Consider the following 18,836-nt stretch of genomic DNA (forward strand, 5'->3'; position numbering starts at 1 on the left):
AGTAGTTGGCGGCACAAATAGCGCCTTCATCCCCTTAGGGGTACGTTCTGGATAAAAATTAAATCATTTACAATCAATAAATTAGAATGAAGCACTTCGTCATCCTCACCGCCTCGCCGCCCCCCTGGAAACTAATGGGTACTTCATTCGAGGTATGGGGTTATGCTCAGGGATAATCAAAAATACGGCTGAATCGTTACTTGTTTACCCCGTCGCCGCCTTCGCCCCTGAGCTTCAGCGGCGCCAAATGCCAGGAACCCGCGCTTATGAAACGCCTGTTGGCCCCGCTTTCGATCGTGAATCAGGTCGCCCTGCTGATGTTGCTGTCGGGCATTCTGGGCGTGGCCGGCATGGGGATTTCCGCCTGGATGTCGCAAAGCATTCAGGGCAACGCGCATGCCATCAACAAGGCCGGCTCGCTGCGTATGCAAAGCTACCGTCTGCTGGCGCAGGTGCCGCTGGATGAACGGCATGAAGCGTTGATCCGCGAACTGGAGCGCGACGAAAACAGCCCCGACCTGCAGCGTTCGGTGGAACAGGAAGGGTTGACGCAACCTTTCGACGCCTTGCGCGACTACTGGCAACAGACCCTGCAACCTCGCCTGCGCAGCGCGCAGCGCCCGGCCGACGCCGCGCCGCAGGTGGCGCACTTCGTGCAGCTGTTGGATAAGCTGGTGTCGGATATCGACAGGCAAACCGAGCGCCGCCTGCTGATGGTGACGCTGGTGCAGGCCGGCTTTATCGCGCTGACGCTGCTGCTGCTGATCGGCACCACCTGCTACCTGCGCCGCCGGTTGCTGCATCCGTGGCGACAGCTGGTGGAGATGGCGTTGGCGGTGGGCCGCGGTGATTTTAGCCGCCGCTTCGCGCAGCGCGGCCATCAGGATGAAATGGCGTCGCTCGGCGGCGCGTTGAACACCATGTCCGACGAACTGTCGGCCACCTACAGCGGGCTGGAGCAGCGCGTGGCCGAGAAGACCGCGGACCTGCAGCAAAAAAATCAGATGCTGAGCTTTCTCTATCGCGCCAGCCGCCTGCTGCACGCCAGCGAGCCGCTGTGCAGCCGCCTGACGCCGCTGCTCAACCAACTGCAAATCCTGACGCCGCTGCGCGCCATTCAGGTGCGGCTGTATGAAAACGACAGCCGGGAGCCGCTGCTGCAGCTGAGCGGCAACCAGCCGTTGCGGCCGGAGCATTGCCATAATCCGGTGTGCAGCGCCTGCCTGCACGACAGCGACCGCCAGCATCCCGACAGCCCGTCGCTGAGCTGGAGCCTGAGCGACAAGCTTGGCGACTACGGCGTGATCGTGGCGCAACATGCGCCGCAACAGCCGCTGAACGATGAGCACCGCCAGCTGGTCAACACTCTGGTGGAGCAACTGACCAGCGTGCTGGCCATCGAACGTCAGGTAGACCACCAGCAGCAGCTGATGTTGATGGAAGAACGGGCGGCGATCGCCCGCGAGCTGCACGACTCCATCGCCCAATCGCTCTCCTGCCTGAAAATGCAGATCGCCTGCCTGCAGATGCAGGGCGAAACGCTCTCGCCCGCCAGCCAGGCGCTGGTGCAGCAGATGCGCGAAGAGCTGAACGGCGCCTATCGCCAGCTGCGCGAGCTGCTGACCACCTTCCGCCTGCAGCTGACCGAGCCGGGCCTGCTGGCGGCGCTGCAATCGACGGTAGCGGAGTTCAATCCCAAACTGGGCCTGAACATCAGCCTCGATTACCAACTGGGGCCGCGCACGGTGCCCGCCTATCAGGCCATTCATCTGCTGCAGATCGCCCGCGAGGCGCTCAGTAACATCCTTAAGCATGCCGCAGCCAGCGAGGTGAGCATTCAGGTCATCAACAAACGGGGCGAAGTGACCCTGAGCGTATGCGACAACGGACGCGGCCTGCCGGCCGAAACATCCCGCCCCGACCATTACGGCTTGATCATCATGCGCGATCGCGCCAAGAGCCTGCACGGCCGCTGCGACATTTTACCGCGCGGCGGCGGCGGCACCGAGGTGCGGGTCAGCTTCACGCCGGATAACCACGCCATCGACTAACGGAGACACCATGACGACAGAAACCGCCGCCACAATCTTACTGATCGACGACCACCCGATGCTGCGCAACGGCGTAAAACAGCTGATTGGCATGGACGCTCGCCTGCAGGTCATCGCCGAAGCCAGCAACGGAGAACAAGGGGTCACGCTGGCGGAGCAGCACGATCCGGATCTGATCCTGCTCGACCTCAACATGCCCGGCATCAACGGGCTGGAAACGCTGGATCGCCTGCGCCAGACCGACCTGTCGGGGCGCGTTGTGGTGTTCAGCGTGTCCAACCATGAAGACGACGTCGTCAGCGCGCTCAAACGCGGCGCCGACGGCTATCTGTTGAAAGACATGGAGCCGGAGGATCTGCTGAAGGCGCTGCATCAGGCGGCGGCCGGGCAGATGGTGCTCAGCGAAACGCTGACGCCGATCCTCGCCGCCAGCCTGCGGGAAAACCGCCCCAGCGCCGATCGCGATATTCAGCAATTGACGCCGCGCGAACGGGATATCCTGAAGCTGATCGCCCAGGGGCTGCCGAACAAGCTGATCGCCCGCCGCCTGACCATCACCGAAAGCACCGTCAAGGTGCACGTCAAACACCTGCTGAAAAAGATGAAGCTCAAATCCCGCGTCGAGGCCGCCGTGTGGGTGCTGCAGGGTAAAAACGGTTAATCGCCGCCGTACAGCGGCCCGGTTTGCGCCGGGATCGGCGGCGGTGTCAGGGTTTTGATCGGCGGCAGGCCCGCTTCATCACCGGCGGTCGCCGTCAGCGGCGGCGCCACTTTCAGCTCTATCCAGTTGGACGTCACGCGCTGCTGTTTATCGTCCTCCAGCGTGACCGATAGCCGGTAGCTGTTGGCGGCGCCCGGCGCGTCGTCCCACGGCGGCACGATCGCCGTCCAGCCCTGCGGATCGTTGGCGTTGTGCGGCGGCGTCAGGCTCAGCGCCTGCGTATCCCCCTGCCAACTGACGTGAGCGATGCCGTTCAGCGCCTTGATTTCCAACACCAGCGGCACGGTTTCCCCCGCCTGCAGGCTCCACGGCGGCGTGGCCAGGAACACCTGCAGCGTTTTGCGCTGGCGGAACTCCAGCACCGGCACGTTCTTGCGTTCGATAGGATCGTAGCGGCTGCCGCGCAGCGACTTGGCCTGCGCCACATACTCCGGCGAAATCTGCTTCACCAACGGCACCCCGAGCCGATAGCTCAGCGCCAGCTCGACCTGATCCTGGCTCTGCCCGTCCGCGCCAATCTTATGCAGCGCCTTCATCGTCACCAGCGGCACCGGGGTGTAATTGAGCCCCAGCTGCATCGCGCGCGGATCGTTTTGTTTTTTGCCGCTGCCGAACAGATCGACATTATCGCCGAGATACTGTTCATAGCTGAGCGAACCGCCGATCTGGCGATAAAACGGCAGATAGCCTTGCGTCGTGATGTCGTAACCGCGCGCCGGGCGGCTGAAAAACACGCCATCGCCAGGCTGTTGCGCCAGCGCCGACAGCGGGTAGTAATAGTTGGTGGAGAAACGCAGGTAGTCTCCCCAGGCCTCCGCGCCGACGCTGCCGCGATTGCGCTGCCGGGCGAAATCGCTGTCGAGCGCCGTGTTGTACCCCAGCAGCCAGTCACCGGCGATCCAGCGCTGCCCCAGCGCGAAATTACCGAGCGCCCCGGCGCTTTGCTGCAACCAGCCGATCTGGCTATAGGTCAGCAATCCGTCGACGTCGTACAGCGGGCTGAATAACTGCCCGTTGCTGCCGGTAAAGTCCCCCTCACCGGTCATCTTCAGCGATAACCGGGCGGTGCCCAGCGGCGACAACAGCGCCTGCGCCTGCTGTTGCAGCGCGCCGGTCGCCTGGCCCAGCAGATAATCCTCAGCGCGGCTGCGCATCTGCTGACGGGAAACGTTATTCAGATCTTTTTCGCCGAACTGCTTGGCCATCTCGGCCCACTGCTTCTCGCGCGCGGCGTCATCGGGCGCGCCGCCCAGTTCGGGCAAATTCGCGACCGGATCTGCGGCGGCCGGTTCGGAAGAGACAACGCTCGCCGGCGCCGGCGGGGATTCGGCGCATGCGGGCGCCGCGCCGGCCAGCCACACCAGCGTCCCGGTCAGCCACACCGTCTGGCGGCTGTGCCAGAGTCGTTTTTTGGTTTTGATGAGTCCCGCCTGAATTTCGTCTTTCATGGCACCGTTGGCCACCCTCCCTCCTGGAGCGTGCCAACCCACTGCTTTGCTGTCGCCTTTCCCGCGGCAGATCTGGATACCCTACGCCCCATCAAGGCCGGGGCGCCTCTCCCTTAAAGCCTAACGGCTTGACGAACAGAAACAATAGGATAAACCCCAATCGCTCCCCAGTGACGCCGTCACTTACGTCATTTACCGATCCATTCCGGCCGCCAGGTGAATTCACACTATTTCAGCGCCGATTTTGCCGATAAACAACGCAACACCCCACTGCTGCGCGCCTCCGCGCATGACATTGCATCACTCTGCAATACGTGAAGTGGCGATGCGTACGACTGCGCATTCCTCGCCACTCACCGCATTTCACCCCGATGAAATACGCATTTTGCCGTTATTTTAAACATCTATTTCACGACTGACGGAGTCTCGATGTTTCTTTCCTTACTGTGGCCCGCGCTGTTTTTCACCGCGCTGCTGTCGGCAGGTATGGTCGCCTTCGCGCTCATCACCCGGTTGGAGCGAACGGTGGCCGTGCGCGCCAGCCCACCGAGATTGCGCCGCCGCAGCCTGCTGCTGACGGCCTTCGGTTTGGCATTGACGGCGCTGCCCTTCGACCTGCCGGCAGCGCACCGGCTGTGGTTGCCGCCGGCCGCGGCGCTGCTGATCGCCCTGGCCTGGCTAGACGGGCGCCACCGGTGGCTGCCGGACCGGTTGACCCAGCCGCTGCTGTGGGGCGGGATGCTGTGCAATCTTGACGCTCGCTGGGCGACGCTGAGCGACGCGGTTATCGGCGCCGCCGCCGGCTACGGGGGGTTGTGGCTGCTCAACGCGCTTTATCGACAAGTGCGGCGGCGTGACGGCATCGGCCAGGGTGATTTCAAACTGCTGGCGGCGCTGGGCGCCTGGCTCGGTTGGACGATGCTGCCGCTGTTGGTCTGTCTGGCGGCCATGTTCGGGTTAGGCATGGCATTGACCCGCGGCCGACGCAACCGCCGCGCCTGGCGAACGCGGCAACCTTTCGGCATCGCCTTGGCGGCCGCCGGCTGGCTGTTGCTCTTGATGGACGCCGGCCAGAACGCGCCGGCGTTATTCGGTTAGTTCTTCAGTGTCTCGATCAGCCGATTGAGCAATCCGGCCACTTCCGCCGTGCTGGCTGTTGTCGGATTGGTCAGTGGCTGGATCACCGCGAGCCTGGTCGTGGATAACACCTCATCGCTGCGGATTTCCAACGCATCGGAGGGGGGCGTGCTCAATGAAACGCCGTCCGGCCGCCAGTAACTGCCGCGCGTAGTCTGCACCTGATAACTGCCAAAGCCGAAATCTTTCTCGACGCGGTAATATATTTCGCAGCTCAACGGCCCGGTGCGCCGCAACATAAAGGCGCCTTTCGCGCTATAGCTGCCTTTATTGACGACAAAGGCGGTCGCCTGCGAAGACAGATCGAACGTGATATATAAATCGCACGCCAGCACCTTGGTGCTTACGCCCTGTTGAAGAGTAATGCGCGTTGTAGGTTGCCGATCCGGCGCGGTCAGGGTGCCTAAAAAAGTCCACGATTGCTGTTTCGAGATATTGCGCGGCAAATGGTTGCTGGTGGCGGAAGGGGCAATTCCCCGCTCGCCCAGACTGTACATCGCTTCGACCCCGCTTAAAAACGATGTCACATCGACGGTGCTTTTGCCGGCCACCGGGACGCCGCCGTTGTATACGTTACTGAAGGTTACCTCGGTATTGTTGCTGCAGGCGGCGATCGCCGCCGGGAAAGGCGTCTTAGAACCGCTGTAAAGAGTCAACTGACCGATATCCCAACGAGATTCGTTGATGAATCGGCACAACACGCCCCCGCTCTCCACATTCTGCGCGTCCTGGATATTGATATTGCCTATCGTGCCCTGGGCAAAGTTGGTGGACAACACGCTGACATTGGCGGCGCGCTGCGTATTGCGGTTCTCGCAACCCAACGAATTGATCGTGCCATTAAAATCTTTGAAAGAGTAGATATCGCCGATGCAGTCATCCGCAGCCAACGAGCCGATAGTAGAGTAAAACCCTGAAATTCTGAACGCAGTCCCCTTGGCGCGAGCGGCGTAGAGGCCGTCTATAAAATTGGTGGTGCCGGACTTGTCCATCCACAGCACCCCATCGCCCGGGCGATTGGCATTTGCCTCCATCTGCACGTTCACCAGCCAGTTAATGAACATGTCGCCCGAGACAAACAGCGAATAACCGCCGACCTTGGTGTAGATGTCGCGAATATCAAACTTCGTCATGTTGCGATCGCTGAACCACACGCCGTGGGTGTCATCTACGCCGGTATCATCCCGCAGCGTCAAGCCGTGCAGCGTCAGATTGGCGAAGCCTTTCACCACGATCACCGCTTTCTTCGTTTCGCCCTGTTCGTTGGTGTAACTGCTGTCCGCAGTCTTGACAATTTTGGTCGCCCGCCCCAATCCGACCACCCGCAAACCGATGCCGCCGTAGATGTCCGTTGTCGTCTGAATGAGTACGTGTCCAGCGACCGTATACACCCGCTTCCCCAGGGACAGCGTACCGCCGGCTTGCAGCGCCGCCGCCGCCGCTTTGTTGATCGCCGGCCCCCAGTTGCTTCCGTCGCTGTCCTGATAAAACTGTTCCGGCGTAACAACCTCACCGGCGGCGAGCAAGCTTGCTGCGCGCGCTCCTGAAGCGTTTTCGTTATTGTCCATAATATCTCCTGACGTGATGTGTCCGCATCATTGCGGACGACCGCGGTGAAAGGCGTAAACAACGCCGCCTTTCAGTGCCAATCTATCACCGTCATATGAGCGCGTTATGAAATTTCATTTTATTTCACCCTGACACAACATCTCGCGATTCGAGGTGGCAACAGCAAGCGATTTCACTCGCTGTTGGCCTTTGGTGCGACAGAAAGCTCGGCCAGGCGCGCGGCGTTGCCGCTACTTGCTGACCCGATCCAGATACAGCATGCTGTTGGCGATATCCAGCCGGGCACCTTCGACGTTGTCCCGCAATGCCACCAGCGTTTGCCCCTGCAGCGCCACCACATAGGGCGAGCTGGCCTGCAATTCCCGTTGCAACGTGACGTAACGTGCGCTGCGCGCGGCGCTGTTCCCCTCCGCAGCCGCGGCGCGCGTTTCCGCGCTGATGGCGGGAATGCCCCACTGGGTGCGCCAGGCCAGGGTTTTCGGCCCACCGGGCACGTTATAGGCAAAGGCGCTGGCGTTGGTGTTCGGATCCAGGTAGTCGGCGCCCCAGTAGGTGAAGATCGCCTGAAAATCGCGGCCGCGCATCTTGCCCCACAGATCGCTTTCTACCACCGGATGGATATCCAACCGCAGCCCGGCCTGCGCAAAACTGGCCTGCAGCGCCTGCGCGATGTCGGTATACGGCGGTTGGTTGATGACGATAAGATCGATGCGCGTACCTTCAGCGATGCCGGCATCGCGCAGGATCTGTTTGGCTTTGCCCACGTCGAGCTTAAACGGCCGATCGTCGAGTGCCCCGTCCAATCCCTGCGGCAAGAAGGCCTGATGCACGCGATATTGCCCTTTCAGCAGTTGCTCGGCGATGCTCTGATAATCGACCAGCCAGCGCGCCGCCTGCCACAACGCCGGATTGCCCAGCGCCGGATTGTCTTTGCTGCCGGTGTTGAAACCGAGGTAATAGATCCGGGGCGCATCAGCCTGCTCAATGCGCACGCCAGACGCGTTGCGCAGTGAGTCGAACTGGTCGGCGCCCAGATCGTAGGCCACGTCGGCATCTCCTTTCAGCAACAGCAAACGGCGGGTGCCGGCGTCGCTGACGTTCTTGAACAACACCGTTTTCAACCTTGCCGGCGACGGGGCGTACTCATTGCGGCCAAACAGCAGCGCTTCATGCGGCACATAGTTATTCACCCGATACGGGCCGCCACCGGCGGAATGGCTGCGCAGCCAGGCGTTACCGTAGTCCCCCTGCTGCGCGTGCTCGTTCAACAGCTTTTCATCCACGATCGAAGCCACATTCGCCGTCAGCAGCCGCAGCGCCAATTCGCTGCCGATGTTGGCGGGCCAACTGAGTTGCACCTGGTTATCTCCCACCTTCTTCAGCTGCTGCTCAACGTTATCCGGCGTCCAGCCAAACTCGCCGAGAATAAACGACGGCGCCTTGTTCAACTTCACCGCGCGAACCAGCGAAAAAATCACATCTTCTGGCCGCAGCGGATTGCCGGAAGCGAAACGCTGCTGCGGTTTCAGGGTAAAGGTCAGGCTGCGGCCATCGGCGCCCGCTTGCCAACTGCCTGCGGCGTCCGGCGCCAGCTTTTGCGGCGCGGCGCGATCCGGCGCCACCAGGCGCTGATAGAGGTTGACCAGATTGGCCGAGCTGACGGTTTCAAAGCTCTCCGCCGGATCGAGGCTGATAATGCCCTCCAACGAACTGACCACCACCAAGGTATCCTGCGGGGTGGCAGCCTGCACACCGAAAGCGGCCGCCAGCGCGCCATACAATAAGGTTGGGATTAACCGTTTCATCGATACACTCTCCACAATCACGCGGTTGCGTTGTTTTTCGAGTGTAGGGGGTAAGAATTAACAGAAGAACGACGATAAATTGCTTTATTTATTACCAAGATGGATATGCCCGCCGCATTGGCGGGCATTGGGTCAAACGATGATGCGGCCGTGCGCCATTGCCACCGAACGATCGCACATGTGGTCAATCACGTCCGCATCGTGGCTGACCAGCACCATAGTCAGATCGCCCGCCTGTTTCAGCTCGTTGAGCAGATTGAGGATCTCCGCCTGCACCGACATGTCCAACGCCGAAGTCGGTTCATCCAGCAGCAGCAACTTCGGCCGCAGCAACAATGCGCGCACGATCGCCACGCGCTGCCGCTGGCCGCCCGACAGCTGATGCGGGTAGCGATCCAGCAGGCGCGGATCCAACCCCACCTGGCGAAAGCCCGCGCTGATCTTGCGTTCGATGTCGCTTTCCTGCATCAATTTGAGCGGTTCCGACAGCGTACGCAACAGCCGGTGCTTGGGGTGTAGCGAAGCATAGGGATCCTGAAACACCATCTGCACCTCGCGCCGCAGTTCGCCGGTAAATGCCTGCCCCGGTTGCAGCCGCCGCCCCAGCAGCTCAAAACCGCCCTGCCAGTTGCCATTCAGCCCGGCCAGCACCCACAGCAACGAGGACTTGCCGCAGCCGGAAGGCCCCACCAGCCCGAAACACTCACCCGGTTCGATGTGCAGGTTAACCTCATGCACCACGGTGCGCAGCTCGTAGCCCTGGCGGTGACTGACGCTCAGGTTCTCCAGTGCAATTACGCTCATTTCAACGTCTCCAACAGCGCGCGGTCCAGCACTGGCAGCGGTTTGCCGCGCGTCTCGCGGCTCGGCCGGCACGCCCACAGCGTGCGAGTATAAGGATGCGTGGCCTGCGCCAGCTCTGCTGCCGGCAGTTGATCCAACAGCTCGCCTTTGTACATCACCAGCACCCGCTCGCAGTGGTGCGCCACCTGCTGCAAATCGTGGCTGATCAGGATCAGCCCCATGTTGCGTTGCGCCACCAGATTGTCTATCAGTTGCAGCACCTGATCGCGCATCTGGTGATCCAGCGCCGAAGTCGGTTCATCGGCAATCAACAGCTGCGGATCGTTGATCAACGCAATAGCCAGCATCACCCGCTGCCCCATGCCGCCGGAGAGCTGATGCGGATAACGGCCGCACAGCGCCGCCGGATCGGGCAATCCCACCGCCGCCAGCATCTCCAGCACTTTTTCACGCCGCTCGGCGCGGCTCAGCTTGGCATGCAACACCAGCGGTTCCTCCACCTGACGGCCGATCGGCTGATTGGGATTCAACGCATGCTTGGGATCTTGCATCACCATCGCCACCCGGTCGCCGCGCAGGCGGCTCCACTGGCGCTCGCTCAGGCGCGTCAAGTCTTCGTCGCCCAGCGTCAGGCGCTGCGCCTGCAGCTGCAACGGCGGCGGCAATAGCCCCATCAGCGCACGCGCGGTCAACGATTTGCCGGAACCGGACTCGCCGACCAGCGCCAGCCGCTCCCGCCCCATGCTGAACGAGATATTCTTCACCAGCGCCGCCGGCTGCGGCCCCGGCACGCCGATCGCCAGCCGTTCAACGGTCAATAACGTGTTATCAGTGCCCATGACGAGGATCCATTTTGTCGCGCAGGCCATCGCCCAGCAGGTTAAACGCCAGGCTGGCGAACAGGATCGCCCCGCCTGGCGCGGCGGCGACCCACCATTGGTCGAAAATCACTTTACTGCCTTCGGCCACCATCGACCCCCATTCGGCGGTCGGCGGCGCGACGCCCATGCCGAGGAACCCCAGACCGGCGGCGGACAGGATGATGCCGCCCAGGCTCAGCGCCGCACGCACCACCGCACTCGGCAGGCATAAAGGCAAAATGTGGCCGACCATCAGCCGCAACCCGTTGATGCCCTGCATGCGCGCCGCCGCCAGGTAGTCACTGCGGCGCAGCGCCAGGGTTTCGGCCCGCGCCTGGCGGGCAAAGGCCGGCCAGCTGGTCAATGCCAGCGCCAGCGCGCCGTTCATCAGCCCCGGTCCCATGACCGCCACGAACGCCAGCGCGATCACCAGACTCGGCAGCGACAGGAAAATGTCGGTCAGACGCATCAAAATGCGCTCGACCCAGCCGCCGAGGTAACCGGCGCAAATGCCGACCAGCAGGCCGATGGGAATGGTCAACACCAAAATCAGCGACACCAGGATCAGCGTCGGCCGCGCGCCGTAAATCACGCGGGAGAGCAAATCGCGGCCAAAGCCGTCGGTGCCCAGCCAATGTGCGGCGGAAGGCGGCAGTAACCGCAGCTCGATATGCTGCAGATTGGGATCGAAAGGCGCCAGCCACGGAGCCAGCAGCGCGGTGACGATCAGGATCGCCACCAGCGCCGCGCCCAGCGTCAGCGTGGTCAGACGTCGACCGCGGCGGTAACCGACGACCGGCTCGCTTTGCGGTTCGTGTTCAGAGAGATATTGGCTCATCGGGTTCGCGGATCCACTAAATAGGTCAAGGCGTCGGCCAGCGCATTCAACAGCACGAAACAGGCGCCGATCAGCAGCGTGGCGCCGAGGATCGCCGGCGTGTCGGCGGCAAACAGCGCCGAGGTCAGGTAACGCCCGACGCCGGGCCAGGCGAACACCGTTTCGGTCAATACCGCGCCCTCCAGCAGGCTGGCGTAGGAGAGAGACAGTACGGTGATCAGCGTGCCCAGCACGTTGGGGAACACATGGCGCAGCAGAATGCGCAGGCGGCCGGCGCCCTTGGAACGCGCCAGCGTCACGTATTCCTTGTTGCACTCTTCCAGCATCGCCGCCCGCAGCAGCCGAGTGATGCCCGCCATCGACAGCAGCGCCAACGCCACCACCGGCAGCCACAGGTGGCCGATGGCGTTGTAGAACATTTCACGATCGCCGGACAGCCAGCTGTCGATCAACACGAAACCGCTGCGCGGCTCCATGCTGTACAAGTAAATGTCGTCCAGCCGCCCCGGCCCCGCCGACCAATGCAGCGTGGCGTAGAACAGCAACAGCCCAAGCAGGCTCAGCCAGAAAATCGGCACCGAATAACCGATCAGCGACAGCAGACGCGCCGCGTTATCCAGCCAGCTGCCCGGTTTGAGCACCGCCAGAAACGCCAGCGTAATGCCGCCGAGGGCGCCGAGGATAATGGCGCAGGTGGCCAGCTCCACCGTCGCCGGGAAGGTGCGCAACAGATCGCTCAACACCGGCTGCGCGGTAATACGCGAAATGCCCAAATCGCCGTGCGCCAGGTGCACCAGGTAACGCCAAAATTGCACCGGCAGCGGCTGATCCAACCCCAGCTCGTGCCGCACCTGCGCATAGGTGGCTTCGCTGGCGTGATCGCCCGCCACCTGCAGCGCCGGATCGATCGGCGCCAGGTGCGACAGCATGAAGGTGAACAGCAGCAGGCCAAGCAACGTCAGCGCCAGAGACAGCGCGCCGCCGAGCAGCCGCCCGCCCCAGCGCCAATACCGCCGGGCCGCCCCGGCGCCGGCGGACAGGTCAGCGGCCATTACTTGCTGACCTTGCTGTAGAACACCATGTCAGGGTTGATGCCCTGCACATAGCCCTTGAGGTTGTCACGCACCGCAATCAGGCTGCGCGCCTGCAGGCCGATGACAAACGGCGAGCTTTGCTGCACCTGTTTTTGCAGTTGCTGGTAGTCTGCCACCCGTTTGGCAGTGTCATTTTCCGCGGTGGCGGCCAGCGTCAGCTTGCTCAGCGCCGGGATCTGCCAGTTGGCGCGCCAGGCCAGCGTCTTGCTGCCGTCTTCCGGGTTGTAGGCGAAGGCGGCGGCGTTGGTGTTAGGGTCGAAGTAATCCGGCCCCCAGGAGGTCAGCGTCGCATCGTAGTTAAGCGCTTTCACCTTGGTGGAGACCTGCGAACTGATGCCCGGCACCAGTTCGACCTTCACGCCGCCCTGGGCAAAACTGGCCTGCAGCGCCTGGGCGATATCCAGATACGGCGGCTGGTTGTTGACGTCCAGGCGGAAACTGACGTTGCTCAGCCCCGCTTTGGCCAGTATTTCTTTGGCTTTCTGCGGATTGAAGCTGTACGGCTGATCCTTGAGCGCGCCCAGATAACCGTCCGGCAGGAATGCCTGATGGCTCTGGAATTGCCCTTTCAGCAGATCGTCGGCGATGCCTTGGTAATCGAACAGCCAGCGCGCCGCCTCCCAGAACGCCGGATTGCCGAGCGCCGGCGACGCCTTGGCGTTGAACTGCAGGAAATAAAGCGAGGCGTAAGGAATGGCCAACGGTTTGACGCCCGGCTTACCCTTCAGGGCCGCCATCTGGTCCGCCCCCAGGTTGCGGGCGATATCGGCATCGCCCTGCTCGATCAGCAAACGGCGCGCCGCCGGATCGGGCACGTTTTTGATCAGGATGGTTTTCAGCGTCGGCGCCCCTTCCGGCGAGCCGGGATTGGCGTCCAGCACCACCACTTCGTGCGGCACATAGGTGCGGATTTTGTAAGGGCCGCTGCCGGCGGAGTGGCTGTTCAACCATTGATGCCCCAGATCGTCGCCCTGCTGGTGCGCCAGCGCCTCTTTGGCGTCAACGATCGAGGATACCGGCGCCGACAGCAGGCTGAGCACGAAGGCCGGGCTGACGTTCTCACTCCAGCTGATTTTTACCGTATGTTCGTCCACCTTGCTCAGGTGTTGCTCCACGTTCTTCGCGTTCCAGCCCAGCTGCGTCAGGATAAACGACGGTTCGAGATTGAGTTTAACCACCCGTGAAAGCGAGAAGATCACGTCTTCCGGCCGCAGCGGATTGCCGCTGGCGAACGTGGCGTCCGGGCGCAGGCTGAAAGTCAGGCTGCGATCGTCGGCGCCGGCCTGCCAGCTGCTGGCCAGGGTTGGTTTAAGATCGATGGGATTGTGCGGATCTGACTGGATCAGACGTTGATACAGGCTGTTGAACGACTGCACCGTGGTTAACTCAAATCCCTGGGCCGGGTCAAAGCTGACCACGTCATCGATAGATTGCGCGATCACCAGCGTGTTGGCCGGCGTCGCCGCCTGTGCGTTTACGCTGGCCGCCACGGCCAAAAACAGCAAAGAAGGAACGAGCGCTTTCATCTGAAACTCTCCAAGCGGATGGAATTTATAATAATTTTGCGAGTGTATGCGAGCACGATCGGCAGCTGAAGGTACTTAAATCACTATAGATATTCTTTTTATGTATATAGATGGGATTTTGATTATTAGGCAGGCGATGCAGCATGTGCGGCAGGCATTGCCTGCCGCTATCGATTAAATCTGGTAGTCAATCACCGCATCCAGCTGCGACGAGAAGACCTTGTCTTTGATTTCGGTCAGCGACAACGTCGGGTTGCACAGCTGAATAAAGCGCCAGGCATAGTTGCGCTGCAGCTGGCTGCGTTTCAGGCCCAGCCAGACCGTATTGGGTTCAAACAAATGCTCGGCGTTGAGGCTGACCAACCCGCGATCGCGCTCTTTTTCATACGACATGTCCGCCAGCACGCCCACGCCCAACCCCAGCTCGACATAGGTTTTAATTACGTCGGAATCTTGCGCGCTGAGCGCGATGTCCGGCGTCAGGCCCGCCGATTTGAACGCCGCATCCAGCTTCGCGCGGCCGGTAATGCCCTGGCGGTAAGTGATCAGCGGCAAGGTGCTGAGCATCTCCAGCGTCACCTGCGGCTGCCGCGTCAACTCGTGCCCTTCCGGCACCAGAATGGTGTGATGCCAGCGGTAGTAAGGGAACGCCGCCAGCGACTCGTCGCTCATCAGCCGTTCGCTGGCAATACCGATGTCGGCTTCACCGGCGGCCAGCATCGAGACGATCTCCTCCGGGCTGCCCTGATTGAGCACCACCCGCACCCGTGGGTAAAGCGCGCGAAACTCTTTGATCACCCCCGGCAGGCTATAGCGCGCCTGGGTGTGCGTCGTCGCGATATGCAGCTGCCCCGAATCGTTGCTGCTGAAGACATCCGCCAGGCGACGGATGTTGTTCGCGTCGTTAAGAATGCGCTCCGCCACCACCAGCAGCTCTTTGCCGGGCTCGGTCATGCCCAGCAGCCGTTTGCCGCGGCGAATGAATATTTCGATGCCCAGCTCTTCTTCCAACTCGCGAATATGCCGGCTAACGCCGGACTGCGAAGTAAATAAGGTATTGGCGACCTCGGTCAGGTTGTAGTTGCAGCGCGCCGATTCGCGAATAATTTTTAATTGTTGAAAGTTCATCCCCGTCTCCCTGTTTCTTGCAGTAGCGTCTGCCATATTGATACGGAGTCCTGCGGGGCTGAACAAATAAGAAATAACCTTTACTTATGCAATTTAATACTAAGTGAATTATTTATCGTGGCTCTCGGGGGATGAGGACGGGGGAAAATGATGAATGGCTTTAAAAATAAAGAGATAAATAACCACACAAATAAAGCGACTTAAGTCATCATGCAAAATAAAGTTATTAAATAGAGGCATTAGATATAAAAAAGGGCCCAGCATGCTGAGCCCCTCACCGTTCGCATTCCCGCAGCAGCCTCAGGCGGTGGCCTCGCTGCCGATGCCGCCGGTGCGGTTCTGCTGCAACCATTGCTGTACATAGCGCACCAGATCGCCGATGCAATCATCCTGCATGCCGTGGTGCTTCAGCTCGTTATCCAGCGCAAACAGGTATTGCGCGTTGGTGCCCAGCGGGCCGCTGGCGCTGGCGATCAATGGCGCGATCACCTGGTGGCTGGTGTCTGCTTCAAACAGCGGGTGCTGCGCGTTCATCACGAACACCAGCGCCGTGACGGTCTCTCCGCCATCCAACTGCAGTTCACACCAGGTCGGCACGTAGCAATCGGTCACCATTTCGCGCTTCCAAAGCAGCTCCAGCTCTTCACGCAGCTTGCCTTCCGGCAGACGAAACGCCAATCCGGTGGTCTGGCCGCCCTCTTTCAGCGCCAGCATGCGCCCCGGCTGGTGCAGCGTGCCGCGCCCGGCGGTCAAACGCATGCAGAACGCCCGATGCCAGCCCTGCAGCATGGCGGGCCGCACTTCTTCAGATTCGAAAACCGGATTCCACATCAGCGAACCGTAACCGAATACCCATACCGGGCTGTGATCCGGCCGGCGCGATAGCGTGCATTCCAACGAGGCTGCGCGCTGTTCAGGCGTCAGCAACAGCGACTCCTCAATAGCGCCAAAGGCGGTTTTGCAATCCGCTTTTTGCAGAAAATCTCGCGTTAACACTGTTACAACCTCCCGGGAATACGATTTCTCGTCCTCCCTCGCCACTACTGAACCTTTGCAATTTTATTTTTTGGTGCGGAATTTTATTAATTCAATAACCGCGCCGATTAATAATGACCATATTCTTTTCCCGCCGCGCAATCAAGTTGCAAAGCGGCGTTAACGTGGAAAAGTATTTGTACTGAGCAGCAACAATATTAATTGCCGAGGTCAGCATAACGTCTGCGCGATTCTTACCGGGGCATAGAGGCGTTACTTTTTATGCCAGCGTTCGTCGTCGCCCTTGCGATAGCTTTGCTTGACCGCCGCCCAGGCTACTTTATGCGCCGTCTCCTCCCGGCTGTCGTCACCGCGCCGATCGTCGGGATCCCGGTATTGTTGCCAGGCGCTGTTAAACGCTTCTTTATAGATCGCCTGCGCATGTTCCGGCAGCACATGCTTCACATTGTCCGGCAAGTCGTTCGTGTCTTGGTATGGCATCACATCCTCCCGTGCGTATTGCGTGAACCTTAAGCCTAGCCCACACGCGGTTACGCCTCAATGAGCAAACAATTCTCATTATCAAACGGCATGGTATACTCACCGCCAAACGACTTATAAGGAGATCCCCGTGACTACCGAAGCCCCTCGCTCACGCGCCCCCTACCTGATCGCCGTCAGCGCCGTACAGGACATTACGCCGCACCTGCGCCGCATCACCTTTACCGCGCCCGATCTGCGCTACTACCCGGCCAACGCCGCCGCCGCGCACATCAAGGTCTTTTTGCCGCTCGCCGGCCAAACGCAGCCGGATCTGCCGACGCTGACCGAAAACGGCCCGCGCTGGGCTGCCGATGCCGTGCGCCCGATCGTGCGCACCTATTCCATTCGCGCCGTGCGCCCGGAACAGGCGGAAGTGGACATCGAATTCGCCATTCACGATCACCAGGGACCGGCGGTCGACTTCGCGCGCCAGGCGAAAATCGGCGATAAAATCGGCATCAGCAATCCAGGCGGCCCCAAACCGATGCTGCCGGCCGCCGACTTCTACTGCCTGGCGGGCGATCCTTCCTCGCTGCCGGCGTTGGCCGCGCTGCTGGAAAACCTGCCGCCGCACGGCGCCGGGCGCGCTTTCGTCCGCGTCGATAGCACTGCCGACGTGATTGACCTGAAAAAGCCTGCCGGCGTTGAGGTGAATTGGGTCGTCGGCGGCACAGAGAAAACCGACGAATTGGTCGCTAGGTTCCGCGCGCAGTCCGTGCCGCAGGGTGAAGCGCACTTCTGGCTCGCCGGTGAAGATCGCCTGGTAGTAGAGTTGCGCCGTTACCTGCGGCGCGAACGTCAATGCGATCGTAATCGTCTTTATGCCGTGCCTTACTGGCGTGAGGGGCTAAATGAAGAGGGTTACCACAATAAACGGCATGAAATCATGGATAATATTGACGACTGACCGTCTCATTCTCCTTGATTAACCGAGCAGTAAACGAGTAAACACGACTTTTCTCAAATCTAACGTTAAAAATTAGCGTTATTGCGTAAAAGTAAGTAAATAAAACCGCACCCCGTGCGGTTTTTTTGTTACCCTGATCACATAAAGCAAGCAATTGCTTTCTCAGATAAAAACAACATCACACCGGCGCCGCGGGTGTATCCTAATATAAAATACCTACTGGAAACGCAGAGTTGCCGCATCACGGCGACCGGCGCTGACGGGCTACGCTGTTTGAGAAGGAGTGCCACCCTCATGAAGTCGCAACACGATCCTGGCCGATCCACCAAGTCTCGCCACACCGAATACTCGCTGATCTTCCCCATCGCCGCGCTGGTGGTGTTGAATTTATGGGGCAGCACCGCTAACTTTCCGCTGATTGTCGGCATCAATATTCTCGCGCTGGTGGGGATCCTCAGCAGCGCCTTCAGCGTGGTGCGCCACGCCGACGTGCTGGCCCACCGATTGGGCGAACCCTACGGCTCGCTGATCCTCAGCCTGTCGGTGGTGATCCTCGAAGTCAGTCTGATCTCGGCGTTGATGGCCACCGGCGACGCCGCGCCGGCGCTGATGCGCGACACGCTGTACTCCATCATCATGATCGTTTCCGCCGGCCTGGTCGGCTTCGCGCTGCTGCTCGGCGGGCGCAAGTTCGCCACCCAGTACGTCAACCTCGGCGGCATAAAGCAGTATCTGATGGCGATTTTCCCGCTGGCGGTGATCGTGCTGGTATTCCCGAGCGCGCTGCCGGGCGGCAACTTCAGCACCGGGCAAGCGCTGCTGGTGGCGCTGATTTCCGCCGCCATGTATGGCGTATTCCTGGTGATCCAGACCAAAACCCACCAAAGCCTATTCGTGTACGAGCATGAAGACGACGATGGCGATCCGCATCACGGCAAGCCCTCTTCGCACAGCAGCGCCTGGCACGCCGCCTGGCTCATCGTGCACCTGATCGCGGTTATCGCCGTCACCAAGTTCAACGCCAATCCGCTGGAAGGCCTGCTGACCAAGATGAATGCGCCGGCGCAGTTCACCGGCTTCCTGGTGGCGCTGCTGATCCTGTCGCCGGAAGGCCTGGGCGCGCTGCGCGCCGTGTTGAACAACCAGGTGCAACGCGCCATGAACCTGTTCTTCGGTTCGGTGCTGGCGACCATCTCCCTGACCGTGCCGGCGGTCACCATCATCGCCACCCTGACCGGGCAGACGCTGATCTTCGGCCTGCAAACGCCGCATATCGTGGTGATGCTGACGGTGTTGCTGCTGTGCCAGCTGTCGTTCTCGACCGGCCGCACCAACGTGCTGAACGGCACCGCCCACCTGGCGCTGTTCGCCGCCTACATGATGACGATCTTCGCCTGATCAAAAAGGGGCGCACTCTGTGCGCCCCTGCC

Annotated in this window: 16 protein-coding genes; 5 read left to right on the plus strand and 11 right to left on the minus strand. The window is 60.9% G+C overall.

Annotated features, from left to right (window positions below):
• Positions 1–266: 266 nt before the first annotated feature.
• Together narX and narL are read left to right on the plus strand one after the other, a co-directional pair.
• Positions 267–2,051 (plus strand): nitrate/nitrite two-component system sensor histidine kinase NarX, encoded by a 1,785-nt coding sequence (narX, locus tag J0F90_RS14520; protein ID WP_033640047.1) that lies wholly within the window; start codon positions 267–269, stop codon positions 2,049–2,051.
• Positions 2,052–2,061: 10 nt separating this feature from the next.
• Positions 2,062–2,712: a two-component system response regulator NarL gene (gene narL / locus J0F90_RS14525; protein ID WP_016927346.1), complete on the plus strand. Its 651-nt coding sequence runs from the start codon at positions 2,062–2,064 to the stop codon at positions 2,710–2,712.
• Here narL and J0F90_RS14530 read toward each other — a convergent pair.
• On the minus strand, positions 2,709–4,220 hold the full coding sequence (locus tag J0F90_RS14530; protein ID WP_033641395.1) for a YchO/YchP family invasin: 1,512 nt from the start codon (positions 4,218–4,220) through the stop codon (positions 2,709–2,711). The genes narL and J0F90_RS14530 overlap by 4 nt on opposite strands.
• A 429-nt stretch (positions 4,221–4,649) precedes the next feature.
• On the opposite strand from J0F90_RS14530, the gene J0F90_RS14535 reads away from it, so the two are divergent.
• Positions 4,650–5,318 carry a prepilin peptidase gene (locus J0F90_RS14535; protein WP_033640046.1) on the plus strand — a complete coding sequence of 223 codons (669 nt, stop codon included), beginning with the start codon at positions 4,650–4,652 and terminating at the stop codon, positions 5,316–5,318.
• Here J0F90_RS14535 and J0F90_RS14540 read toward each other — a convergent pair.
• From J0F90_RS14540 to chaB, 10 genes are all read right to left on the minus strand, one after another.
• Entirely contained in the window at positions 5,315–6,925 is a 1,611-nt protein-coding gene (locus J0F90_RS14540) for a hypothetical protein (RefSeq protein ID WP_033640045.1), read from the minus strand. The two genes, J0F90_RS14535 and J0F90_RS14540, sit on opposite strands and share 4 nt — an antisense overlap.
• A gap of 231 nt (positions 6,926–7,156) precedes the next feature.
• Positions 7,157–8,731, minus strand: coding sequence for an ABC transporter substrate-binding protein (locus tag J0F90_RS14545; protein ID WP_033640044.1), 1,575 nt, complete (start codon positions 8,729–8,731; stop codon positions 7,157–7,159).
• A 132-nt stretch (positions 8,732–8,863) separates the two neighbouring features.
• The gene (locus tag J0F90_RS14550) at positions 8,864–9,535 is read right to left on the minus strand and encodes an ABC transporter ATP-binding protein (RefSeq protein WP_033640043.1); all 672 of its coding nucleotides are present in this window, start codon (positions 9,533–9,535) and stop codon (positions 8,864–8,866) included.
• On the minus strand, positions 9,532–10,374 hold the full coding sequence (locus J0F90_RS14555; RefSeq protein ID WP_016927340.1) for an ABC transporter ATP-binding protein: 843 nt from the start codon (positions 10,372–10,374) through the stop codon (positions 9,532–9,534). The genes J0F90_RS14550 and J0F90_RS14555 overlap by 4 nt, the downstream gene beginning before the upstream one ends.
• On the minus strand, positions 10,364–11,233 hold the full coding sequence (locus J0F90_RS14560) for an ABC transporter permease (RefSeq protein WP_033640042.1): 870 nt from the start codon (positions 11,231–11,233) through the stop codon (positions 10,364–10,366). Before J0F90_RS14560 ends, J0F90_RS14555 begins: the two co-directional genes overlap by 11 nt.
• A complete protein-coding gene (locus tag J0F90_RS14565) occupies positions 11,230–12,285 on the minus strand; it encodes an ABC transporter permease (protein WP_033640041.1) in 1,056 nt (351 codons plus the stop codon). The genes J0F90_RS14560 and J0F90_RS14565 overlap by 4 nt, the downstream gene beginning before the upstream one ends.
• Complete coding sequence (locus J0F90_RS14570) at positions 12,285–13,853, minus strand: ABC transporter substrate-binding protein (protein WP_016927337.1); 1,569 nt, start codon at positions 13,851–13,853, stop codon at positions 12,285–12,287. Before J0F90_RS14570 ends, J0F90_RS14565 begins: the two co-directional genes overlap by 1 nt.
• Positions 13,854–14,027: 174 nt before the next feature.
• On the minus strand, positions 14,028–14,981 hold the full coding sequence (cbl, locus tag J0F90_RS14575) for an HTH-type transcriptional regulator Cbl (protein WP_004934716.1): 954 nt from the start codon (positions 14,979–14,981) through the stop codon (positions 14,028–14,030).
• Between the two features lie 300 nt (positions 14,982–15,281).
• Entirely contained in the window at positions 15,282–15,977 is a 696-nt protein-coding gene (locus tag J0F90_RS14580; RefSeq protein ID WP_016927336.1) for a gamma-glutamylcyclotransferase, read from the minus strand.
• Between the two features lie 252 nt (positions 15,978–16,229).
• On the minus strand, positions 16,230–16,457 hold the full coding sequence (gene chaB, locus J0F90_RS14585; RefSeq protein ID WP_016927335.1) for a putative cation transport regulator ChaB: 228 nt from the start codon (positions 16,455–16,457) through the stop codon (positions 16,230–16,232).
• Positions 16,458–16,587: 130 nt separating this feature from the next.
• On the opposite strand from chaB, the gene J0F90_RS14590 reads away from it, so the two are divergent.
• Positions 16,588–17,406: a siderophore-interacting protein gene (locus tag J0F90_RS14590; protein WP_033640040.1), complete on the plus strand. Its 819-nt coding sequence runs from the start codon at positions 16,588–16,590 to the stop codon at positions 17,404–17,406.
• Positions 17,407–17,700: 294 nt separating this feature from the next.
• Complete coding sequence (gene chaA / locus J0F90_RS14595) at positions 17,701–18,804, plus strand: sodium-potassium/proton antiporter ChaA (protein WP_004934723.1); 1,104 nt, start codon at positions 17,701–17,703, stop codon at positions 18,802–18,804.
• Positions 18,805–18,836: the final 32 nt, after the last annotated feature.

The sequence above is a fragment of the Serratia marcescens subsp. marcescens ATCC 13880 genome (assembly GCF_017299535.1).
Lineage (GTDB): Bacteria > Pseudomonadota > Gammaproteobacteria > Enterobacterales > Enterobacteriaceae > Serratia > Serratia marcescens.